The sequence below is a fragment of the Prosthecomicrobium sp. N25 genome (assembly GCF_037203705.1).
Taxonomy (GTDB): Bacteria; Pseudomonadota; Alphaproteobacteria; order Rhizobiales; family Ancalomicrobiaceae; genus Prosthecodimorpha.
Genome location: NZ_JBBCAT010000001.1, coordinates 2,781,758 through 2,804,048, shown reverse-complemented (window position 1 = coordinate 2,804,048; position 22,291 = coordinate 2,781,758). Strand labels below are relative to the sequence as shown.

Below are 22,291 nucleotides of genomic sequence, written 5' to 3'. Positions count from 1 at the left end.
GCCGCCGAGGGGATCGGAATGAGGCTAGGGATTTCGCCGATCGGGTGGACGAACAACGCGATCATCGCGATGGGTGACCACGTGCCTTTCGAAGCCTGCATCGCGGAGGCGGCGGCTGCCGGCTACGAGGGGATCGAGCTCGGGCGCAAGTTTCCCGAGAACCCGATGGTGCTCCGGGCGCGGCTCGCCGAACGGGGCCTCGTGCCGGTCACCGGATGGTACTCGGGGGAACTGGCCCGCCGCGGGGTCGAGGAGGAGTGGGCGGCGGCCCGGACCTTCGTCGATCATCTGCTCGCCCTCGGCTGCGGCGTCCTGGTCTACGGCGAGTGCGGCCACGGGCCCGCAGCCGGCAGCGCCGCGCCGCTCGGGCAGGCCCTCCCCCACGAGGTCGGCCAGGACTACGCCGACCGGGTGACCGCCTTCGCGGAGCGCCTGGCCGCTACGGGTCTCACCCTCGCCTATCACCCGCACATGATGCAGGCGGTCGACACCAACGACCGGATCCACCGCCTCATGGAGTCGACCGGGCTGGCCGTGGGGCTGCTGCTCGATACCGGCCATATCGCAATGTCGGGGGGCGACTATCGCGAGATCGTCGAGGCCTGGTGGCCGCGCGTGGTCCACCTGCACCTCAAAGACGTCGACCGCCGGGTGCTCGGGCGCCTCGACCCTGCGTTGCACAGTTTCGACGACGCGGTCTGGATGGGTCTCTTCACTGTGCCCGGCGAGGGCGACATCGACTTCGCGCCGCTCGCCCAGGCGATCGCGCAGCATGGTTTCGACGGCTGGTGCGTGGTTGAGGCCGAGCGCGATCCGACCACGATCTCGCCCGGCCTGCTCGCCCGCCGGGCGTACGACCACCTCACCCAGCTTCTCGCGGAGGCCGGCGTGCCATCGGCCCGCGCAGTCCGGGGAGTGGCGCGATGACCGTCCTCCGGCTCTGCCTGATCGGCTGCGGCCACATGGGTCGCCTGCGGGCCCGGGCGGCCCTCGCCGGGACGACGCCGGTGGCGCTGACCGTCGCCGACGCACTCCCGGACGCGAGCGAGCGGCTCGGCAGGGAACTCGGCGTGCCCGAGGCATCGCTCGAGGCGGCTCTCACGGGCGACTTCGACGCCTTCGTGCTGGCGAGTTCCGCCCCCGCTCATGCCGGCCAGCTCCGGCTGCTCGCGCGCCGCGGGAAGCCGGTCTTCTGCGAGAAGCCACTCGCCGGCTCGCTCGCGGAACTCGATGCGGGCTGGCCGGAGATCCGGTTGCTCGAGGGCCTGCTTCAGATCGGCTTCAACCGCCGCCACGACGTGGCCCATCTCCGGCTCAAAGGGCGGATGGACGCGGGCGAGATCGGCCGGCCGGAGCAGATCCGCATCGTCGGCCGGGACCACGTGCCGCCGCGCCCGGACGGGCTCGGCAACTCGGCCGGCATGATCGCCGAGACCAGCATTCACGATCTCGACAAGGCGCGCTGGCTGATGGGCGAGGACTTCGTCGAGGTCATGGCCTTCGGCGCGGCCGTCATCGATCCGCGCTACGCGGAGGTCAACCACGTCGACACCGTCACGATCGTGCTCCGAACCGCCGACGGTCGCCAGGCGATCGTCCAGAACGGCTGGCGCACGGCCTATGGCTGCGACCAGCGTGTGGAGGTCTTCGGCTCCGGCGGCGAACTCTCCCTCGACAACCCGTCGGCATCGCAGGCCGCGGACGAGCCCGGGCCGGTCCGCCGGCGCGGCCGGACATTCCCCGGCTGGGCGGAGCGCTACGAGGAGAGCTTCGCCGCCGAGACGACGGCCTTCCTGGAAACGGTCCTGCGCGGCGCCCTGCCCTCGCCCGGCCTCGCCGACGGGCTCGCGGCCCAGCGGCTGGTCGATGCCGCCCGGCGGGCCCTGGTCTCGGGGCGGGTCGAGCCCGTGGTCCGGAGGGATCCAGCGTAATCGCCAATTCCCGCCGGCTGCGACCCGGCCGGCGTGGAAGAGGCGGGGTCGGGTGCCGACCCGATCCTGCGCAGGGCCTCGTCCCTGCGCGCGAAGCTCCGGGCGCCGGCATCCGAAGCCGGCGTCGCGGTCCGACAGTTCGAAAGCAGAAGGGGGATCGCATGCTCGTCCGCATCCTGCTCGGCTCCGCCGCCCTACTGGCGCCGGCCCTCGCCGAGGCCGCCTGCCCGGCGGTCACCGTCGCCGACCCGAAGGGCGTCCCCGCCGGCGCCTTTCCCCAGCAATACGAGTTGGCGGACTTCGAGGCCAAGGCGAGGTGCAAGCTGGTCTTCTCGGAGAACCCCGCCATCAAGGACATCAACGCCCGCATCCGCGGCAATGCCGCACTGCCGCCGCTCGCGGAGCGCCTGCCGGCCGAGCCGCTGGTCGTGGCGCCCTATCAGGCGGTCGGCAAGTTCGGCGGTGTCCTCAACGTGATGTCGAACGGACCGGACTCCGGGACCGCCGACGTCCTGTCGCTCCGCCACGTCAACCTCGTCCGCTATTCGGACGACCTGCAGACCATCGTGCCGAACGTGGCGAAGTCCTGGGAATGGAACGCCGATTTCACCGAACTGACCTTCCACCTCCGCAAGGGCCACAAGTGGTCGGACGGCCAGCCGTTCACCTCGGCCGACGTCAAGTTCTGGTACGACAACCTGGCGCTCGATCCGGCCGTCAACAAGACCCCGAAGAGCTACGTACTGGTCGGGGGCAAGCCGATGACGGTGATCGCCGACGATCCGCTCAAGGTGGTCTTCAAGCTGCCGGCGCCGAAGCCGGGGCTCCTCGCCTTCTTCGCTGTGACGCATGCGCCGCCGTTCCGGCCGAAACACTTCCTCGGGCAGTTCCACCCGGCCGTGAACCCGAAGGCCGACGAGACCGCACAGGCACTGGGCTTCAGCAACGGATACGACGCGATCAAGGCCTATACCGGCAATTCGGACTGGACAGACATCACGCCCATGCGTTCGTTGCCCGACAAGATCGCCGGGCTGCCGCGCGACACGATGCCGACGCTCGAGGCCATGATCTACGTGAAGGACACGCCGGAGAACCGCAAGACGGTGGCCAATCCCTATTTCTTCATGGTCGACACGGCGGGCCAGCAACTCCCCTACATCCCCGAGCAGAACGAGATCTACGTGAAGGACGCGGAGGTCCGGAACCTGAAGCTCATCAACGGGGAGGTCGACTACAAGGCACAGTCCCTGCAGCTCGCCGCGGCGCCGCTCCTGCTCGACCGGCAGAAGGCGGGCAACTTCACGATCCAGCTCAGGCCCCAGGTCGCCTTCGCGGTGTTCGGCTTCAATCTGACCCATGACGACCCCGCCCGCCGCAAGCTGTTCGGCGATCTCGCCTTCCGGCAGGCGATGTCGCTCGCCCTGAACCGCAAGGAGATGAACGAAGCCGCCTTCTTCGGTCTCGGCACGCCCGTTCAGTTCGCCGGCTTCTCGCCGGTCCCGAAATTCCTCGACCAGAGCTGGGAAGGCCATTTCGCCGAGTTCGACCCCAAGAAGGCGAAGGCGCTGCTGGACGGCATCGGGCTGGTCGACAGGGACGGCGACGGCTTCCGCGACTTCCCCGACGGCTCGAAGCTGGTGGTCAGCCTGCTCTTCTCGACCCAGGCCACCAGCGCCCAGGTGGTGGAACTCGTCGGCAAGTACTGGGGTGACGTGGGGGTGAGGACGACCGTCAAGGAGGTCACCACCGACGAGTTCCGCGCGGCGCAATCCGCCAACAAACTCGACGTGTCGATCTGGCAGCTCGGCCAGCCGCTCGGCACCATTCTCGCCGAGGCTGAGCGCTTCAGGCCTCCGTTCGGCGGGTACTTCAGCGCCCGTCCGGCCATGCTGTGGGGCGAGTGGGTGGAGAGCAAGGGCGCCAAGGGTGTCGAACCGCCGGACTGGGCGAAGCAGATGAGTGCCGACGTGGACGCCTTTCAGTCGGCACCGGTGGGCGGCCCGGCCTCGGTCGAACTCGGCAACCGGCTCATGAAGAACATGGCGGGCAATCTCGTCTTCATCGGCACGGTCCGGGCGCCCGGCCCCATCTTCCATCGCAACGTCCTCGCGAACGTCCCCAAGTTCGCCGCCCACGCGGACGAGTTCCGGTGGACCTACCCCTACCGTCCGCAGCAGTGGTACTTCGCCAACTGAGGTCGCGACGGGACCGCGCCGGGCCCTCGAAGGGTCCGGCGGCGGTCGGGGCGTCGGTGCCGGGAGGCGCCACCCCGGAGGCATGACGCTTTCCGGGTCCGCCGACGTCTCTTCCGTAAGGGAAGACATCGTGCTCCACTTCTCCTGCCTTGCCGTTCACGTCGCCTCCCGCTGGGACCCCCGATGACCGCCTTCCTGCGCTTCGTCACGCTCCGGGCCTTCCTCGCCTTCGTCACCCTGGTCACGGTGTCGATCGTCATCTTCGGCATGATGGAACTGGTGCCGGGCGACTGCGCGGAGCGCTACCTCGCGCTGAAGCAAACTCAGGGCGCCTCGATCTCGCTGAGCGAACTGGAAGCGGAGCGCGAGCGCCTCGGGCTCGACCGGCCGCTGATGGTGCGTTGGCTCGAATGGATCACGGGCGCCTTCCGGGGCGACTTCGGCGAGAGCTGCACCCTGCGCATGAACATCACGACGCTCGTCGGCACCAAGTTCCTGATCTCCTCGGCGCTGTCGGTGACGGCGCTCCTGCTCGCCTACGCGGTGGCCATCCCGGTCGGCATGATCTCCGCGGCGTCGGATCGGCCCGTCCTCAACGGCACGCTCAGGGTGATCAGCTATCTCGGCCTCGCGATCCCGAACTTCCTGCTCGCGCTTCTCGTCATGCTGTTCTCGACCCTCTGGTTCGGCGAGACGCTGACGGGCCTGTTCTCGCCGGCCTACCGGGACGCGCCCTGGAGTGGCGCCAAGTTTGCTGACCTGCTCGGCCACATCTGGCTTCCCATCCTGGTGCTCGGCTGGTCGGCGACGGCCTTCGCGCTGCAGACCGTACGGGCGCTGATGTCGGACGAGGTCGGCAAGCTCTACGTTACGGCCGCGCGGGCGCGCGGCCTCTCCGGGGCGGCGCTGCTCTGGCGCTATCCCGCGCGCCACGCGTTGCCGCCGATCGTCAACTCGCTCGGGTTCGACCTCAGCCGCGTGTTCAGCGACCTGCCGATCGTGGCGCTGATCCTGTCGCTGACCGACGTCGGCTCGCTCCTGATCGAGTCTCTCGCCCGCGCCAACGACCAGCAGCTCGCCGGGGCCATCATCTTCCTGCTCACCGCCACCATCGTCACCCTCAACTTCGCCACCGACGTACTGCTCGCGGCCATCGATCCGCGGGTGCGGGCGGGCGTGATCGGATAGCCATGTCGAGCCCCGAGCACCGTATCGACCCGGAGGCCTACTTCACCGTCTCGCAGGGGCGGCTCGTTCTGGAGCGCTTCCGGCGCCAGCGGGCCGCTATGGCGGGGGCGATGGTCCTGCTGCTGCTGATCCTGTGCGGACTGTTCGCCCCGTTCCTGTCGCCCCACGACCCGACCATCGCGGGGAGCGATCGGGCCTATCTCGACGGGGCGCCGACGATCCCGCGCTTCTGCGACCGGAACGGCTGTTCGGCGAGGCCTTTCCTGCACAAGGTCGAGCGCGTCCGTTCAATCGAGACCAACCTGCGCTGGGTCGAGCGGGTCAGCGAGGACGAGCGGCGCTACGTGCGCTTCCTCGTGCCGGGCGCGCCCTACAGGCTGTTCGGCCTCTTCACCCTCGAGACGCGGCTCTTCGGCGTCGACGAGGGCTACATCCACCTGTTCGGGACGGATTCGGCCGGCAAGGATATCTTCTCGCGCACGCTCCACGCGATCTGGACCTCGCTGACGGTCGGCGTGCTCGGTGTCCTCGTGGCCTTCGTGCTGGCGCTCGTCATCGGGGGGATCTCGGGCTTCGTCGGCGGCTGGGTCGACAGCGTGATCCAGACCGTGAGCGACGCGGTCAAGATCATCCCGCGCCTGCCGCTGTTCATGGCCATGGCCGCCTTCCTGCCGCAGGAGTGGTCGGCCGAGACCCGGTTCCTGCTGATCACCACCCTCCTCGGCCTGAAGGGCTGGCCGACTCTCGCCCGGCGGGTGCGCACCCACATCCTGACCGAGCGCTCCCAGGACTACGTGCTGGCCGCGCAGCTCTGCGGAGCCGGCATGCCCTATGTGCTGCGCCGCCACCTGCTGCCGAGCTTCACCAGCTACATCATCGTCGATTTGGTGATCTCCTTCCCCTACATGGTGCTCTCCGAGACGGCGCTGAGCTTCATCGGGCTCGGCCTCAAGGATCCCGTCAATTCGCTCGGCGTCATGTTGCAGAACGCCACCAGCGCGGACGTGATCCTGAACCACCAGTGGTATTTCATCCCGGTCGTCTTCTTCATCGCCCTCGTGCTCGCCTTCGTCTTCGTCGGCGACGGCCTGCGCGACGCGGTCGACCCCTATGCGGAGATACGGCGTTGACCATGCTTCTCTCCATCGAGGGCCTTACGGTCACGTTCCGGACCGAGGAGGGGCCGGTCACGGCAGTGGAGGACGCCTCGCTCGAGATCCGGGAGGGCGAGGTCGTGGGCCTCGTCGGCGAGAGCGGGTCCGGCAAGTCGGTGCTCGCCCGTTCGGTCATGCAGCTCAACCCGCGCAACGCGCGCTACGGCGCGGGCGGCCGCATCCTCTTCCACGGGCCCTCCGGCCCTGTCGACGTCCTGGCGCTCGAGCGGGCGGAGGATCTCAGGGTCGTGCGCGGCGGCTCCGTCTCGATGATCTTCCAGGAGCCGATGGCGTCCTTCGCGCCGGCGATCTCCATCGGCAGCCAAATGGTCGAGCAGCTGCGGCTGCACACGGACGTGTCCGCCAAGCGCGCCCGCGAGATCGCGGTGGAGATGCTCGACCGGGTCGGCATCTCCGATCCGTCGCGCCGCTTCGACCAGTATGCCTTCGAGCTTTCCGGTGGCATGCGGCAGCGCGCCATGATCGCCATGGCGCTGTCGACACGCCCGCGGCTGCTGATCGCCGACGAGCCGACGACCGCCCTCGACGTGACCATACAGGCCCAGGTGTTGGACCTCATGTCCGAACTCGTCGCCGAGCTCGGCATGGCGGTTCTGCTGATCACCCACGACCTCGGCGTCGTGGCCGGGATCGCGGACCGCATCGCCGTCATGTATCTCGGCCGTATCGTCGAGGCGGGCCCTGTCCGCGCCGCGGTCCGGTCGCCGGCGCATCCCTATACGCGAGGCCTCTTCGCCGCAATTCCACGCCTCGACGATCTCGACCGTCCGCTCATGCCGGTGCCGGGGGACATTCCCTCCCCGCTCGAACGGCCGGCCGGCTGCCCCTTCCACACCCGCTGCGCGGTCGTGGTCGGGCCTGTCTGCCGCGAGCGGGTTCCCGCGCGGCTCGCCGTCGGACCCGGCCATGGCGCCGCCTGCCACCGCCTTGCCGTAGCGGACCCTGCATGAGCGCCACCGTGCCTGCACCACTCCCCCCGCTCCTTTCCGTCCGCGACCTGACGGTCTCGTTCCCGATCGGCAAGGGGCTGTTCGGCCGAACCGCCCTGAGGGCGGTCGACGGCGTGTCGCTCGACCTCGCCAGGGGCGAGATCACCGGGCTCGTCGGCGAGAGCGGATCGGGAAAAACAACCTTCGGACGCGCGCTCCTCAAGGCTGCTCCGATCGCGGCCGGTCGCGTGACCTATCGAGACGAGGAAATCGAGCACGAGGTGGTGGGCCTCGACGGCGCAGCGCTGGCCGATTACCGCCGCCGTGCACAACTGGTGTTCCAGGATCCCTACGCCTCCTTGAGCCCACGCATGACGGTACGGGACATCATCGCCGAGCCGCTCGAGGTCATGGGCCTCGCCGCGACGCGGGCCGAGGCCGATCGGCGCGTCCGCGCCATCGCGGCCCGGTGCCGGCTCAACCTCGAGCACCTGCGCCGCTATCCGCACGCCTTCTCGGGCGGCCAGCGCCAGCGGATCGCGATCGCGAGGGCCCTCGTCGCCGCCCCGCGCTTCCTGGTCGCCGACGAGGCCGTTGCGGCGCTCGACGTCTCCATCCAGGCGGACGTGCTCAATCTGGTGCGCGAGTTGCAGCGGGAGACGGGGCTGACGGTCCTCTTCATCAGCCACAACCTGGCGGTCGTCGCTCATGTCTGCGACCGAGTGGCGGTGATGTACCTCGGCAAGGTCGTCGAGACGGGGCCGACCCGCCGCCTCTTCGCCGCGCCGAGGCACCCATACACGCGCGCCCTGCTCTCGGCGATCCCCTCCCTCGACCCTGACGACCGGCAGAGGGCGGGGCGGCTCCAGGGCGAGATACCCTCCCCTATCGCGCCGCCGCCGGGGTGCCGCTTCCACACCCGCTGCCCGTTGGCCGTCGCGCGTTGCGCCGCGGAGGCGCCGGCCCTGGAGCCGGCCGACCGGCCGGACCATGCCGTCGCCTGCCATCGCTGGCGCGATGCGGCCGCCGGCGGCATCGCCTGACCTATGGCGCCCCGAGCCCCGCAATGCCGTGCATCGTAGGAGAATTGTACGTCATGACCGGACTTTCGGCGCATGTCCCGAGCTACCGTCTCTCGATCCTGATCCGCGCGGCCCGCCTCGGCGGCTCGGTGGCGCTCGCCCATCGCGCCGACCCGGGCGCCGCGATGGACATGGTCGAGAAGAAGGCCCGCGATTACCAGACCGAGGGGGACCGCGCGGTCGAGCGGGCGATCGCGGCGGAAATCCTGGAGGCCATACCGGGGGTGGCCATCGTCGGCGAGGAGCAGGTCGCGGACCGTGCCGGGGTGAGCGGGCTCACCGTGCTGATCGACCCGATCGACGGCACCACCAACTTCGCCTGGGGCATCCCGTTCTTCTCGGTCTGCATCGCCCTGCAGGAGAACGGGGAGACGATCGCGGGCGTGGTGCACGACCCCGTCCGCGGCGAGACCTTCGCGGCCGAGCGTGGGCGCGGCGCGACGCTGAACGGCCGGCGGCTGCACGTGCCGGCCGGTCGTGGCATCGACCGCGCCGTCGTGGGCGCCAGCATCCCGGTGCCGGGCCAGTTGCGCAACATCGGTGACGCCGCCTACCGGGCGGCCTTCTGGCGGGTCGCCGAGCGGGCGAGCGCTGTCCGGCGTATGGGGTCGGCCGCGCTCTCGATCGCCTATGTGGCCGCGGGCCGCCACGACGCCTTCTTCGAGGACGGCCTCTCGCCCTACGACTACGCCGCCGCCGTCCTCTGCGTCGTGGAGGCCGGTGGCATCGTCACCGGTTTCGACGGCGGACCGATCCCCCCGACCGGCGCGATCCTCGCCGCCACGCCTGCCGTCCACGCCTGGCTCGTCGAGGGGTTCCGGCCCGCCTAGATTGTCCGTCGCGTACCCGGGTGATGGCGGAGATTGCCTAGCCGTGCATCGGCCTGCCCTGCACGTAGGCGAAATTTCTGGCGGACGGATCGGCGTTGAGTACGAAGTCGAGAGAAATCGGATACGCGGAGGGGTGGCACGGATCTTGAAGACTTGGCGTCAGCTCGCTGTCACCGCCAACCGAAAGGTCCGACATGGCCCTCCGTCTCCTCCAGAAGTCCCTCTTGGCCGCCGCACTCCTCGCCGGCTCCTCGGTGCTCGCGCTCGCCGGCGGTACGCTCCGGATCGGCATGACCGCCTCGGACATCCCCCTCACGACGGGCCAGACCGACAACGGCGGCGAGGGCATGCGCTTCCTCGGCTACACGGCCTACGACTCGCTCGTCGAGTGGGACCTCTCGTCGGCCGACAAGCCCTCCACCATCGTGCCGGGCCTCGCGACCTCCTGGGCGGTCGATGCGGCCGACAAGACCAAGTGGACCTTCAAGCTGCGCCCCGGCGTCAAGTTCCACGACGGCAGCGACTTCACGGCGGACTCGGTCGTCTGGAACCTGGAGAAGCTCCTCAACAAGGACGCGCCGCAGTTCGATCCGCGCCAGTCGGCCCAGGGCCGCTCGCGCATCCCGGCGGTGGCGAGCTACAAGGCGGTCGATCCGCTGACCGTCGAGATCGTCACCAAGACCCCGGACGCCACGCTGCCCTACCAGATCGCCTGGATCATGATGTCCTCGCCCGCCAACTGGGAGAAGCAGGGCAAGAGTTGGGACGCCGTCGCCAAGAGCCCGTCGGGCACCGGCCCGTGGAAGATCACGGCCTTCGTGCCACGCGAGAAGGCCGAGATGGTGCCGAACCCGGACTACTGGGACAAGGCGCGCGTGCCCAAGCTCGACAAGCTCGTCGTCGTCCCCCTCCCCGAGCCGTCCGCCCGTACCGCCGCGCTTCGCTCCGGTCAGGTCGACTGGATCGAGAACCCGGCCCCGGACACGGTGGCGTCGCTGAAGTCGGCCGGTTTCAAGATCGTCACCAACGCCTATCCGCACAATTGGACCTGGCACCTGTCGCGGGTCGACGGTTCTCCCTGGAACGACGTACGGGTGCGCAAGGCCGCGAACCTGGCGATCGACCGTGAGGGTATGAAGGAACTGCTCTCGGGGCTGATGATTCCCGCCGAGGGCTTCCTGCCGCCGGGCCACCAGTGGTTCGGCCGCCCGACCTTCAAGCTGAAGCACGACCCCGAGGCCGCCAAGAAGCTGCTCGCCGAAGCCGGCTACGGGCCGAACAAGCCGCTCGAGACCAAGATCCTGATCTCGCCGTCCGGCTCCGGCCAGATGCTGCCGTTGCCCATGAACGAGTTCGTGCAGCAGAACCTCGCCGAGGTCGGCATCAAGGTGTCCTTCGAGGTGGTCGAATGGAACACGCTGATCAACATCTGGCGCGCCGGAGCCAAGCACGAGAGCTCCAAGGGCGCCACGGGCATGAACTACACCTACTTCATCCAGGACCCCTTCACGGGCTTCATCCGGCATCTCCAGTGCAACCTCGCGCCGCCGGCCGGCACCAACTGGGGCTTCTACTGCGATCCCGAGATGGACAAGCTCTTCGACGAGGTCCGCTCCACCTTCGACCCGGCCGCGCAGCAGAAGACCCTCGAGAAGATCCATGAAAAGTACGTCGACGAGGCGCTCTTCCTGATGGTGACCCACGACGTCAACGCCCGCGCCATGAGCCCGAAGGTCAAGGGCTTCGTACAGGCGCAGAACTGGTTCCAGAACTTCTCCTCCGTCACCATGGACTGAGGTGCTGGCGCGGCCCCGGCAGTGGACCCGAGGGGTTCCGCCGGCGGGGCCGCCCTGCCCTGCCCGATCTGGCCGGGGCGCCGAAGGTGGATCGGTGCCGGCCGCCCCTGGCCCGCGAGGATTCGTCGGACATGTTCGCCTATGCGCTGAAGCGCGTGCTCTACATGGCGCCGGTCGCGCTCGGCGTGAGCCTCCTGTGCTTCCTCCTGGTCCATCTCGCGCCCGGCGACCCGCTGACCGCGATCCTGCCGACGGACGCCTCCGCCGAGATGCAGGCGGAGGTGCGCAAGCTCTACGGCTTCGACAAGCCGCTGCCCGTCCAATACGCGATCTGGCTCGGCCGCGTGCTGACGGGCGACCTCGGCGTCTCGATTGCCACCGGACGTCCGGTGGCGATCGAGGTGGCCCGGGCCGTGGTCAACTCGGTGATCCTGGCCGCCGCCGCGACGGCCATCGGTTTCTTCTTCGGCGCGCTCTTCGGCTTCGTGGCCGGCTATTTCCGCTCGACCTGGATCGACAAACTGGCGAGCTTCCTCGCCGTGATCGGGGTCAGCGTCCCGCACTACTGGCTCGGCATGGTGCTCGTCATCGTCTTCTCGGTCTGGCTCAACTGGTTGCCGGCGACCGGGGGCGGCCCGGGCGGCTCGTCGGACGCGCGCAGCCTCGACTGGGACTACCTCTGCTACCTGCTGCTGCCCGCCGTGACCATGTCGGTCATTCCCATGGGCATCATCGCGCGCACGCTTCGGGCGCTCGTCGCCGAGATCCTGAGCCAAGAGTTCGTGCAGGGTCTGACAGCCAAGGGGCTGCTCGACCGGGGCGTCTTCCTCCACGTGGTCAAGAACGCGGCGCCAACCGCCTTCGCCGTCATGGGCCTGCAGCTCGGCTACCTGCTCGGCGGCTCGATCCTGATCGAAACCGTCTTCGCCTGGCCGGGCACCGGCTTCCTGCTCAACACCGCGATCTTCCAGCGCGACCTGCCGCTCCTCCAGGGCACGATCCTGGTGCTCGCCATGTTCTTCGTGGTCCTCAACCTCGTGGTCGACGTGGCGCAGGCCGCGGTCGATCCCCGCGTCAAGAGGAGCTGAGGCCTTGGTCTCGCTTGCGATCCCCACCCCCGCCCCGGTCGTCGTGGCCCGCTCGCCGGGCTACTGGCGCGGCGTCCTTTCGCGCCTGTCGCGCGACAAGCTCGCGATGGTCGCGCTGCTGGTTCTCGTCGCCATCGTGCTGGTGGCGGTCTTCGCGCCCTACCTGGCGCCGGCCGACCCCGCCAAGGCGACCATGCTGCGCCGCCTGAAGCCGATCGGCACGCCCGGTTATCCGCTCGGCGGAGACGAGCTCGGCCGCGACATGCTCTCCCGGCTCATCTACGGCGCGCGCCTGTCGCTCGTCATGGGGGTCACGCCGGTGCCGATCGCCTTCGCGATCGGCACGGTGCTCGGCGTCACGGCGGGCTACGCCGGCGGCCTCGTCAACACCGTGATCATGCGCACGGTCGACATCTTCTTCGCCTTCCCGAGCGTGCTGCTCGCCGTCGCCCTCTCAGGCGCGCTCGGGGCCGGCCTCGTCAACGCCATGGTCGCGCTCACCATCGTCTTCGTGCCCCCGGTCACCCGTATCGCCGAGAGCGTGACGACCCAGGTCCGCGGGCTCGACTACGTAGAGGCGGCGCGCACGAGCGGGGCCGGGGCGGCCCGCATCATCCGCATCCACGTGCTGCCCAACGTGCTCGGCCCCGTCTTCGTCTACGCGACGAGCCTGATCTCGGTATCGATGATCCTGGCCGCGGGTCTCTCCTTCCTGGGCCTCGGCGTGCGTCCGCCCGAGGCGGAATGGGGGCTTATGCTGAACACGCTGCGCACCGCCATCTACACGCAGCCGACGGTGGCGGCCCTTCCCGGCATCATGATCTTCATCACCTCGATCTCCTTCAACACGCTGTCCGACGGACTGCGTTCGGCCATGGACGTGAAGGCATGAGCGTGACCACGTCCCGGACGGGGCTCGCCAATGCGGAAGCCGTCTGGCCGCCGGAGGTCTGGCGGACGGACAGCCGGAGAGGGACCGAGCAGCCGCGCGACGCGCGCGACCGCGGCGGGCCGGCGCAGCCGCTCCTGACGGTGGCGGGGCTGGTCAAGCATTTTACGGTGGGCGGTTCGCTGTTCGGCCGGAAGACGGTGGTGCGTGCGGTGGACGGGGTCGATTTCGAGCTCCTCAAGGGCGAAACGCTCGGCATCGTCGGCGAGTCGGGCTGCGGCAAGTCGACCACCGCCCGGCTGCTCATGCAGATCATGGCCCCCGATGCCGGCCGCCTCGTCTTCGACGGCGAGGAGCTCGGCGGCGACCTGCCGCTCTCCGACTATCTCCGCCAGGTGCAGATGGTCTTCCAGGACAGCTACGCCTCGCTCAACCCGCGCCTCACGATCGAGGATTCCATCGCCTTCGGGCCGCGCGTCCACGGCCTGCCGGCCGGCGCCGCCGTCCGGCGGGCCCACGACCTCCTCGCCCGGGTCGGCCTGGACCCCGCGCGCTACGCCGGCCGCTTTCCCCACGAACTCTCCGGCGGCCAGCGCCAGCGCGTGAACATCGCCCGCGCGCTCGCCATGGAACCCCGGCTGGTGATCCTCGACGAGGCGGTCTCAGCCCTCGACAAGTCGGTGGAAGCGCAGGTTCTGAACCTGCTGCTCGACCTCAAGCAGGAGTTCAATCTCACCTACATCTTCATTTCGCACGACCTCAACGTCGTCCGCTTCATGGTCGACCGGGTGCTCGTGATGTATCTCGGCAAGGTGGCCGAGATCGGCGCGCGCGATGCCGTCTTCGGGGCGCCCGCCCACCCCTACACGGCTGCCCTCCTGGCTTCCATGCCGAGCATGGATCCGGACCGCCGCGTGGCCCGCGCGCCCCTCGCCGGCGACCCCCCGAATCCGATCGACCCGCCTGCCGGCTGCCGTTTCCACCCGCGCTGCGTCCACGCCCACGCGGTCTGCAGGGAGGTGGCCCCCCGGGTGGCGGCTCTCTCCCCCGCCCATTCGGCGGCCTGCCTCATGCAAGTGCCGGGCTCGGGTCATCCGCGCGCCGGAGAAGGAATGCAGGCATGACGGCCGTCTCCGATCCCATCGTTGACATCCGAAATCTCAGCGTGACGTTCACCGGCGGCAGGAAGCCCGTGCGCGCCGTCGACGACGTCACGCTCCAGGTCGGCGCCGGCGAGGTGGTCGCGCTGCTCGGCGAATCCGGATCGGGCAAGAGCGTCACCCTGCGTTCCCTGCTGCGGCTGCATCCGAAGGGCCGCGCGACCATGGACGGCAGCATCAGGGTCGATGGGGAGGACGTGCTGGCCCTCGGCCCCCGGGCGCTCGCCGACTATCGCGGCCGCAAGGTGGCGATGATCTTTCAGGACCCCGGCCTCGCTATGGATCCGGTCTATTCGGTGGGCCGCCAGATCGCCGAGACCATCCGGCGTCACGAGGGGGTCTCGTGGTCGGAGGCGGAGGAGCGGGCGCTCGCCCTTTTCCGGAAGGTCAGCATCCCGGCCCCGGAGCGACGGCTGCAGGCCTATCCGAATGCCATGTCGGGCGGCATGCGCCAGAGGGCCATGATCGCTCTGGCGCTCTCGTGCAATCCCAAAGTGCTTCTCGCCGATGAGCCCACGACCGCCCTCGACGCCACGGTGCAGATCCAGATCCTGCTCCTGCTGCGTGATCTGCAGAGGGAGTTCGGCATCTCGGTGATCTTCGTCACGCACGATATCGGCGTGGCGGTGGAAGTGGCCGACCGCATTGCCGTGATGTATGCGGGGCGGATCGTCGAGGAGGGGCCGGTCGGCGACGTCATTCGCAACCCGCGCCACCCCTATACGCGCGGCCTCCTCGCCGCGCGCGTCGACAAGGCGGAGCCCGGCGCCCGCCTGACGACCATTCCGGGATCGCCCCCCGACCTCGCCGACCTGCCCGACGGCTGCGCCTTCCGCCCGCGCTGCGCTCTCGCCGAAGAGCGCTGCGGACGCGAGCGCCCGCCCTTCGTCCGCCGGAGCGGCGACCGGGGCGACGCATGCCTGCTCGCGACCTGATCCCGGAAGGATAACCGGCCCGGCGCGCCCGCCCTTGCTCGTTCAATCGCCCGCGAGCACCGGCCCGAAGCGGGGGCCGAGCCCTTTCGCAACATATCGCCCTTCGCTAATGTGACCCTCCAAGAGGGTTGCATACAAATGCCTTCAGGTCGCAAGCTCGCCGCCATCCTGGCTGCCGACGTAGTCGGCTTCAGCCGTCTGGCGGGCCTCGACGAGGAGCGCACCCTGGCACGGCTGCGGACCCTGCGCAGCGATCTCGTCGACCCCACGATCCAGGTCCATGGCGGCCGCGTCGTGAAGCGGACGGGCGACGGGGCGATCGTCGAGTTTCGGAGCGCGGTCGACGCGGTCCGCTGCGCGATCGAGATCCAGACCGCGATGGTCGAGCGGAACGCCGGCGTGCCCGAGGACCGCCGCATCGAGTTCCGGATCGGCATCCACATCGGTGACGTCGTGGAGGAGACCGATGGCGACCTGATGGGCGACGGCGTCAACATCGCCGCCCGCCTCGAGGGCGTCGCCGCCCCGGGCTCGGTCTGCCTTTCGGAGGACGCCTACCGGCAGGTCCGCTCCCGCATCGACTTCGCGCTCGTCGATCTCGGCGAGACCCGCCTGAAGAACATCGCCGACCCGGTCCGGATCTACGGGCTCGACACCTCGGGACGGCGGCAGCCCTCGCCTCCGCCGCAGACGCCCGCCCTGCCCGGCCTGCCGAACCGGCCCTCGATCGCCGTCCTGCCCTTCGCCAACATGTCCAACGACCCCGAGCAGGACTACTTCGCGCAAGGCATCGCGGAGGACATCATCACCGGCTTGTCCCGCTTCAAGCGCCTGTTCGTGATCGCCCGCAACTCCAGCTTCTCCTACAAGGGTCGCGCGGTGAACCTCGGCGACATCGGGCGCGAACTCGGTGTGAGGTACGTGCTCGAGGGCAGCGTCCGGAAGTCCGGAAGCCGCTTGCGGATCACCGCCCAGCTGGTCGAGGCGGCCACCGGCGTCCACCTCTGGGCCGACCGCTTCGACGGCGAACTCGCCGACGTCTTCGACCTGCAGGACCAGGTGACCTCCCGGGTCGTCGCCACGATCGCGCCCCGGCTCGAGCATGCCGAGATGGACCGGGTCCTGCAGAAGCCGACCGAGAGCCTCGACGCCTACGACCACTTCCTGCGCGGCCTTTCGGCGTTCCACCGCTTCAGCAGCGAGGCGAACACCGAGGCCTTGGAGAGCTTCCGCAAGGCGGGCGCGCTCGACCCGGGCTACGCCTGCGCGCACGGCATGGCGGCGCGATGCTATGGCCAGAGGCGCGGGTTCGGCTGGACGGGCGCGCCGGCGACCGAGCGGCTGGAGGCGCTCCGGCTGGCCCGGCTCGCGACTGCGCTGGGCTCCGACGACGCGGTGGCCCTCGCGGCGGCGGGCTTCGCCTTCCTCATCTTCGGCGAAATCGAGGACGGCGCCTCGCAGATCGAGCGGGCGCAGGAACTGAACCCCAATCTCGCCTGGGCCAAGCACATGGGGGCCCTCGCCGAGGTCCTCCTGGGCCGACCGGAGCGGGCCATCGAGCTCGCCAGCGAGGCCATGCGGCTCAGCCCGCAGGACCCCCAGGCCTTCGGAACCAAGGGCATGATGGGCCTGGCCAACTATTGCGCGGGCCGGTTTGCCGAGGCCTACCGCTGGAGCGAGAGCTCGCTCGGCGAGCGGCCGAATTTCTTCGTGTCGGCCTGCGTGTCCGCGGCCGCGGCCGCCATGATGGGAGCGGAGGCCGAGAGGGACCGGGCCTTGGGCCGGCTGCTCGCGGCCCGTCCCGGAATCCGCCTCGCAGACGCCGCGGGATGGCTCGACTTTCGGTCACCGGAACACCGGCAGCTCTGGCGTGACGGTCTGAAGGCCGCCGGGCTGCCGGACTAGAGAGTGGTGCGGAGCGGGTTCGCACCCGGGACGGAGGGGGAACTCATGAGTCTGGCCGTGATCGGCGCCGGTGTCGGGCGCACGGGAACGTATTCGCTGAAGCTTGCGCTCGAGGCCCTGGGGCTCGGCCCCTGCCACCACATGGAGGAGGTCATCAAGATGCCGGAGCGGCAGATCCCGCTCTGGACCCGCGCCGTCCACGGCGATGCGGACTGGGGCGCCATCTACGACGGCTACCGATCGGCCGTGGATTGGCCGACCGCCGGCTTCTGGCGCGAGCTGTCGGCCGCCTACCCGGACGCCAAGGTGATCCTCACCACCCGCAATCCCGACGACTGGATCGCCAGCTTCGAGCCGACCATCCAGCAATTGATCTCGGGCGCCTTCGCGGTTCCGCCGCACATGGAGCCCTGGCTGGCGATGGCGCGCGGCGCCCTGGCACGGAACGGCGTCACCGCCGACCTCGACCGGGCAGGCCTGAGGCGCGCCTTCGAGGCCCACGAGGCGGAGGTCCGGGCGAGCCTGCCGGCCGACCGGCTGCTCGTCTACCGCGTCCGCGAGGGCTGGGGCCCCCTCTGCGCCTTCCTCGGCGTGGACGTGCCCGATGCCCCCTACCCCGTCAGCAATTCGCGCGAGGAATTCTGGGAGCGCATCGCCAAGAACGCCTGAGGACCGGGGCGGCGCGCCGCTGCCCCTGCCGCCTCAGCGGGACGGCTCGGCCGCCTGGGGCTCCGGCGCCGGGCGGCGGTCCCGGGTCAGCAGGCGGAAGAACATCGGGACGAAGAGGACGGCCAGGAACGTCGCCGCCAGCATGCCCCCGATGACGCCGGTGCCGACCGAATGCCGGCTGGCCGAGCCTGCGCCCGTCGAGATCGCCAGCGGCACGACGCCGAGGATGAAGGCGAGCGAGGTCATGACGATCGGCCGGAAGCGGAGCCGCGCGGCGTCGCGGGCTGCGTCGAAGGCCGAAAGTCCTTCGCGGAAGCGCTCGGCGGCGAATTCCACGATCAGGATGGCGTTCTTGGCGGCCAGCCCGATCAGCGTGACGAGGCCGACCTGGAAGTAGATGTCGTTCTCGATGCCCCGGAGCCAGATCGCCAGGATGGCACCGAAGACCGCGAAGGGCACGGCCGTGACGACGGCCAGCGGCAGTGACCAGCGCTCGTACTGGGCCGCCAGGATCAGGAACACCAGCAGGAGCCCGAACAGGAAGGCGGTGTTGCCCGTGCCGGCGGTCTCGAGCTCCTGGTAGGCCGAGCCCGTCCATCCGATCGTGTAGTCGGACGAGAGGGTCTCGGAGACTACCGCCTGCATGGCGGCAATCGCCTGGCCCGACGAGTAGCCCGGCGCCGGGGATCCCTGCACTTTCGCGGCCGGGAAGACGTTGAACCGGTTGACGATGTCCGGCCCGGTGATGCGGACCACCGCCAGGAGGACGTTGAGCGGCACCATGGTGCCGTTGGTCGAGCGCACGAAGACGTGACGCAGGTCGTCGGGCTGCTTGCGGAACTCGCCCTCGGAGGAGAGGCTGACCTGGTAGCTGCGCCCGAACAGGGTGAAGTCGTTGACGTAGAGGCTCCCGAAGGTCGACTGCATCGTGTCGAAGATGGTGCTGATCGGGACCCCGAGCGCCTTGGCCTTCTCGCGGTCGACGTCGATGCGGTACTGCGGGACGCCCGTGTTGAAGGTGGTCGAGACGTCCGCCAGTTCCGGCCGCCGTGCCGCGGCCTGGATGACCCGCTGCGTCGCCTGGTTGAGCGAGTCGAGGCTGCCGCCGCTACGGTCCTGCAGGAAGAACTCGAAGCCGCCCGTGGTGCTGAGCCCCTGGATCGCCGGTGGGTTGAAGCCGATGGCGACCCCGTCTCGGAAGCGGGCGTTGAGGGCCGCGAAGCCCGGCGCCAGCCGGCGCGCGTCCTCCTCCGGCCGCTCGCGCTCGGCCCAGTCCTTGAGGGTGACGAAGGAGATGCCGGAGCTCGTCTTCTGCGCGCCCGACAGGAGGTCGTAGCCCGCGATCGTTACGACGTCGGCGACCGCCGGATTCTCCTTGATGCCGGCGCTGACCGACGCCGTGATCGCCAGGGTCCGGTCGAGCGAGGCGGCCGGCGGCAGCGCCGTGACGACGAAGACGTAGCCCTGGTCCTCCTGCGGCACGAGGCCGCCCGGGACCGTCTGGAACAGCCACCAGGTGCCGCCGAGCATCACCGCGATGACCGCGAGCCCGGCGACGGCGTGTCGGAGGAAGAACGTCACCCCGCCGAGGAACCGCTCCGTCAGCCAGTCGAATCCCCGGTTGAAGGCCCGGAAGGGCGCCGCGGGCTCGTGGTGCGCGCTCTTCAGGAGGAGCGCGCAGAGCGCCGGCGTCAAGGTCAGCGCGACGATGCCGGAGATCACGACCGAGATCGCGATGGTGACGGCGAACTGCCGGTAGAGCTCGCCGGCCAGCCCGCCCAGGAAGGAGACCGGCACGAACACCGCGCAGAGCACGAGCACGACCGCGATCACCGGCCCGGCCACCTCGTCCATCGCCTTGATGGCGGCCTCGCGCGGCGGCAGCCGCTCGGTCCTCATGATGCGCTCGACGTTCTCCAGCACGATGATGGCGTCGTCGACCACGATGCCGATCGCCAGGATCATGCCGAACAGCGTGAACAGGTTGATCGAGAAGCCGAGCAGGTACATCCCCGCGAAGGTCCCGATGATGGAGACTGGGACCGCGATGATGGGAATGAAGGTCGCCCGCACGTTCTGCAGGAAGAGGAAGACCACCATAACGACCAGCACGATCGCCTCGACGAAGGTCTTCACCACCTCCTCCACCGAGACCTCGATGAAGCGCGTCGTGTTGAACGGGACGTCGTACCGTATGCCGTCCGGAAAGCGCGCGGAGAGCCGGTCCATGGTGGTCTGGACCGCGGCGGCGACCTGCAGGGCGTTGGCGCCGGGCTGCAGGTAGATGCCGATCGGGACCGTCGGGGCGCCGTTCAGCGTGGAGTCGGTCGAGTAGGTCTGCGCCCCGAGTTCCACCCGCGCGACGTCCTTCAGCCGCAGCGCGGCGCCGTTCGAGTCCGAGCGCAGGATGATCTGTTCGAACTCCCGGGGGTCGGCGAGCCGGCCCTTGGTGGTCACCGAATACGTGAAGGCCTGGATCCCCGGCATCGGCTCCTCGCCGAAGCGGCCGGCGGCGAATTGGGCGTTCTGCTCGCGGATCGCCGCCGCGATGTCGCTCGGCGTCAGGCCGTACTGGGCCACCTTGTCGGGCCTCAGCCAGATCCGCATGGCGTAGTTCGCCGCCGCGAACAGCGAGGCGTCGCCGACGCCCGGCGTCCGGCGCAGTTCGTCGATGACGTTGACGAGGGCGTAGTTGGAGATGAAGACCGGGTCGTAGCGCGCCCCCGGCGACGACATGGCGATGATCTGCAGGATCGAGGTCGATCGCTTGCTGACCTGCACGCCCTGTCGGCGGACCTCCTCGGGCAGGAGCGCCGTCGCCCGCTGGACACGGTTGTTGACGTCGATCGTCGCCTGGTCGGGATCGGTGCCCGTCCGGAACAGGACCGAGAGGCTCATGCTCCCCGACCCCGTCGCGGTGGACGTCATGTAGATCATGCCCTCGACGCCGTTGATCTGCTGCTCGAGCGGCGCCGCCACGGTCTCCGCGATGGTCTCGGCGCTCGCGCCCGGATAGGTCGCCTGCACGACGACCTCCGGGGGCACGATTTCGGGATACTGGGAGATCGGCAGGACGCTGATCGACACGAGCCCGGCGAGAAGGATGACGATGGAAAGGACGGAGGCGAAGATCGGCCGGTCGATGAAGAAGCGGGAGATCATCGGGCCGCCCCTCCCGCGCGCGGGGCCGGCTCGGCCTTCGGCGTCCAGGCGACGGGGCGGACGGGAGCGCCGGGCCTGACCCGGATGACCCCGTCGACCACCACGCGTTCGCCTTCCTTGAGGCCGTCGAGCACGATCCAGCCGTCGGGGAGCTGCCGGCCGAGGCGGATCGGGCGGGCCTGGGCGACGTCGTTGGCCCCGACCACGAACACCGCCGGACCTTGCGGTCCCTGGGAGACCGCCTGGGCGGGAATCACGATCGCGGAGGGAAGCGTGATGCCGTGGATGACGACCCGGACGAACTGGCCCGGCAGGAGCACGCCCTCCGGGTTGGCGAAGACGGCGCGGGTCTGGATGGTCCCCGTCTGCGGGTCCACGCGCTGGGCGGAAATGTCGATCCGGCCGCGCAGGGGATAGGGTCGGGTGCCGTTGAGGAGCAGTTCGGCGGAGAGATCCTTCTCGGTCAGGGGCGTCGCCCGCTGCGCGTTCTGCTCGCGGAAAGTGTGGGCCTCCTCGTCCGTGAAGGAGAAGTTCACATAGGCGGGGTCGAGCGGCGTGATGGTCGTCAGGAGGGTCGTCTGCGCCTGCACGAGGGTCCCGACCGGCGGCGCCTCGATGGCGGTGGTGCCGGAGGCGGGAGCGGTGACGGAGGTGTAGCCGAGGTTCAGCCGGGCCGTCTGTAGCTCGGCGTCGGCGACCTGCACGGCCGCACGGCCCTGGTCGCGGGCCGACTGGGCGTCGTCGCGCTGCTTTTCCGTGGAGACGCCCCGCTTCACCAGTTCGTCCGCACGTCGGAAGTTCTCTTCCGCCGCGCGCAGCGTCGCCTCCGCCTGGGCGAGTTGCGCCTCGGCTCGAGCGGCGGCCGCCCGGTAGGTGGCCGGGTCGATCTCGAACAGCGTCTGGCCCTCGACGACCCGGGTCCCCTCGTTGAAATGGCGCTTGAGCAGGAGTCCGCTGACCCGCGCACGCACCTCGACCTCGCGATAGCCGGCGACCCGTCCGCCATAGTCGAGGGGAAGCGGCGTCTCGCGGGCGACCGTGGTGAGGACGCCCACCTCCGGCGGCGGCATCGCGGTCGCCGCGCGCGCCGTGCCCGCGGCACCCTCCCCGCCCGGCCGGTTTCCCGGCCACAGATGCGACGCACCCCACAACCCGAGTGCGAGAAAGGCCAGAGCCGCGACTCCATAGACAACCCGTCTCGCCAAGCCCCTGCCCTCCCGCCCCGCCGTCTCGCGCCTCATAACATTCACATGATGCTATCTTAAGCACGACCAGACCGCGAGCGCGATGCCGTTAGGGACCGCGTTGAAGCCGGCGCCGACCTCCGCCTGAGCCAGCCCCTTCCAGACCGGAT

17 protein-coding genes are annotated in these 22,291 nt (G+C 69.7%); 15 read left to right on the top strand and 2 right to left on the bottom strand.

The features are described from left to right. The first annotated feature begins 18 nt into the window (after window positions 1–18). The 15 genes from WBG79_RS12755 (at window position 19) to WBG79_RS12685 (ending at window position 17,775) form a co-directional block, all read left to right on the top strand. Complete coding sequence (locus tag WBG79_RS12755) at window positions 19–927, top strand: TIM barrel protein (protein ID WP_337357478.1); 909 nt, start codon at window positions 19–21, stop codon at window positions 925–927. Continuing rightward, window positions 924–1,931: a Gfo/Idh/MocA family protein gene (locus tag WBG79_RS12750; protein ID WP_337357477.1), complete on the top strand. Its 1,008-nt coding sequence runs from the start codon at window positions 924–926 to the stop codon at window positions 1,929–1,931. Before WBG79_RS12755 ends, WBG79_RS12750 begins: the two co-directional genes overlap by 4 nt. A gap of 161 nt (window positions 1,932–2,092) precedes the next feature. Further along, entirely contained in the window at window positions 2,093–4,129 is a 2,037-nt protein-coding gene (locus tag WBG79_RS12745) for an ABC transporter substrate-binding protein (protein ID WP_337357476.1), read from the top strand. 183 nt (window positions 4,130–4,312) lie between these two features. Beyond that, complete coding sequence (locus WBG79_RS12740; protein WP_337357475.1) at window positions 4,313–5,317, top strand: ABC transporter permease; 1,005 nt, start codon at window positions 4,313–4,315, stop codon at window positions 5,315–5,317. Between the two features lie 2 nt (window positions 5,318–5,319). Next, window positions 5,320–6,447 carry an ABC transporter permease gene (locus tag WBG79_RS12735; RefSeq protein WP_337357474.1) on the top strand — a complete coding sequence of 376 codons (1,128 nt, stop codon included), beginning with the start codon at window positions 5,320–5,322 and terminating at the stop codon, window positions 6,445–6,447. 2 nt (window positions 6,448–6,449) lie between these two features. Further along, a complete protein-coding gene (locus WBG79_RS12730; RefSeq protein WP_337357940.1) occupies window positions 6,450–7,442 on the top strand; it encodes an ABC transporter ATP-binding protein in 993 nt (330 codons plus the stop codon). Then, window positions 7,439–8,464, top strand: coding sequence for an ABC transporter ATP-binding protein (locus tag WBG79_RS12725; RefSeq protein ID WP_337357473.1), 1,026 nt, complete (start codon window positions 7,439–7,441; stop codon window positions 8,462–8,464). The genes WBG79_RS12730 and WBG79_RS12725 overlap by 4 nt, the downstream gene beginning before the upstream one ends. Window positions 8,465–8,517: 53 nt before the next feature. Next, window positions 8,518–9,333 carry an inositol monophosphatase family protein gene (locus WBG79_RS12720; protein WP_337357472.1) on the top strand — a complete coding sequence of 272 codons (816 nt, stop codon included), beginning with the start codon at window positions 8,518–8,520 and terminating at the stop codon, window positions 9,331–9,333. Between the two features lie 194 nt (window positions 9,334–9,527). Beyond that, window positions 9,528–11,129: an ABC transporter substrate-binding protein gene (locus WBG79_RS12715; protein WP_337357471.1), complete on the top strand. Its 1,602-nt coding sequence runs from the start codon at window positions 9,528–9,530 to the stop codon at window positions 11,127–11,129. Window positions 11,130–11,260: 131 nt separating this feature from the next. Next, window positions 11,261–12,217 (top strand): ABC transporter permease, encoded by a 957-nt coding sequence (locus tag WBG79_RS12710; protein ID WP_337357470.1) that lies wholly within the window; start codon window positions 11,261–11,263, stop codon window positions 12,215–12,217. A 4-nt stretch (window positions 12,218–12,221) separates the two neighbouring features. Further along, entirely contained in the window at window positions 12,222–13,109 is an 888-nt protein-coding gene (locus tag WBG79_RS12705; RefSeq protein WP_337357469.1) for an ABC transporter permease, read from the top strand. Continuing rightward, complete coding sequence (locus WBG79_RS12700) at window positions 13,106–14,230, top strand: ABC transporter ATP-binding protein (RefSeq protein WP_337357468.1); 1,125 nt, start codon at window positions 13,106–13,108, stop codon at window positions 14,228–14,230. Before WBG79_RS12705 ends, WBG79_RS12700 begins: the two co-directional genes overlap by 4 nt. Then, complete coding sequence (locus tag WBG79_RS12695) at window positions 14,227–15,201, top strand: ABC transporter ATP-binding protein (protein ID WP_337357467.1); 975 nt, start codon at window positions 14,227–14,229, stop codon at window positions 15,199–15,201. The genes WBG79_RS12700 and WBG79_RS12695 overlap by 4 nt, the downstream gene beginning before the upstream one ends. Before the next feature lie 138 nt (window positions 15,202–15,339). Further along, a complete protein-coding gene (locus WBG79_RS12690) occupies window positions 15,340–17,106 on the top strand; it encodes an adenylate/guanylate cyclase domain-containing protein (protein ID WP_337357466.1) in 1,767 nt (588 codons plus the stop codon). Window positions 17,107–17,151: 45 nt separating this feature from the next. After that, window positions 17,152–17,775 (top strand): sulfotransferase family protein, encoded by a 624-nt coding sequence (locus tag WBG79_RS12685; RefSeq protein WP_337357465.1) that lies wholly within the window; start codon window positions 17,152–17,154, stop codon window positions 17,773–17,775. Window positions 17,776–17,808: 33 nt separating this feature from the next. Here WBG79_RS12685 and WBG79_RS12680 read toward each other — a convergent pair whose 3' ends face one another. Next, window positions 17,809–20,934, bottom strand: a complete 3,126-nt coding sequence (locus WBG79_RS12680) for an efflux RND transporter permease subunit (RefSeq protein WP_337357939.1) — start codon at window positions 20,932–20,934, stop codon at window positions 17,809–17,811. After that, the gene (locus WBG79_RS12675) at window positions 20,934–22,007 is read right to left on the bottom strand and encodes an efflux RND transporter periplasmic adaptor subunit (protein WP_337357464.1); all 1,074 of its coding nucleotides are present in this window, start codon (window positions 22,005–22,007) and stop codon (window positions 20,934–20,936) included. Before WBG79_RS12675 ends, WBG79_RS12680 begins: the two co-directional genes overlap by 1 nt. Between the last annotated feature and the right edge of the window lie 284 nt (window positions 22,008–22,291).

Excerpts from the sequence above, each read along its gene's own strand:
- WBG79_RS12725 (WP_337357473.1), top strand. The coding sequence starts at position 7,439 with ATGAGCGCCACCGTGCCTGCACCACTCCCCCCGCTCCTTTCCGTCCGC.
- WBG79_RS12690 (WP_337357466.1), top strand. The coding sequence starts at position 15,340 with ATGCCTTCAGGTCGCAAGCTCGCCGCCATCCTGGCTGCCGACGTAGTC.
- WBG79_RS12745 (WP_337357476.1), top strand. The coding sequence starts at position 2,093 with ATGCTCGTCCGCATCCTGCTCGGCTCCGCCGCCCTACTGGCGCCGGCC.
- WBG79_RS12755 (WP_337357478.1), top strand. The coding sequence starts at position 19 with ATGAGGCTAGGGATTTCGCCGATCGGGTGGACGAACAACGCGATCATC.
- WBG79_RS12695 (WP_337357467.1), top strand. The coding sequence starts at position 14,227 with ATGACGGCCGTCTCCGATCCCATCGTTGACATCCGAAATCTCAGCGTG.
- WBG79_RS12700 (WP_337357468.1), top strand. The coding sequence starts at position 13,106 with ATGAGCGTGACCACGTCCCGGACGGGGCTCGCCAATGCGGAAGCCGTC.
- WBG79_RS12685 (WP_337357465.1), top strand. The coding sequence starts at position 17,152 with ATGAGTCTGGCCGTGATCGGCGCCGGTGTCGGGCGCACGGGAACGTAT.
- WBG79_RS12715 (WP_337357471.1), top strand. The coding sequence starts at position 9,528 with ATGGCCCTCCGTCTCCTCCAGAAGTCCCTCTTGGCCGCCGCACTCCTC.
- WBG79_RS12675 (WP_337357464.1), bottom strand. The coding sequence starts at position 22,007 with ATGCCGCCGCCGGAGGTGGGCGTCCTCACCACGGTCGCCCGCGAGACG.
- WBG79_RS12735 (WP_337357474.1), top strand. The coding sequence starts at position 5,320 with ATGTCGAGCCCCGAGCACCGTATCGACCCGGAGGCCTACTTCACCGTC.
- WBG79_RS12720 (WP_337357472.1), top strand. The coding sequence starts at position 8,518 with ATGACCGGACTTTCGGCGCATGTCCCGAGCTACCGTCTCTCGATCCTG.
- WBG79_RS12740 (WP_337357475.1), top strand. The coding sequence starts at position 4,313 with ATGACCGCCTTCCTGCGCTTCGTCACGCTCCGGGCCTTCCTCGCCTTC.
- WBG79_RS12710 (WP_337357470.1), top strand. The coding sequence starts at position 11,261 with ATGTTCGCCTATGCGCTGAAGCGCGTGCTCTACATGGCGCCGGTCGCG.
- WBG79_RS12750 (WP_337357477.1), top strand. The coding sequence starts at position 924 with ATGACCGTCCTCCGGCTCTGCCTGATCGGCTGCGGCCACATGGGTCGC.
- WBG79_RS12730 (WP_337357940.1), top strand. The coding sequence starts at position 6,450 with ATGCTTCTCTCCATCGAGGGCCTTACGGTCACGTTCCGGACCGAGGAG.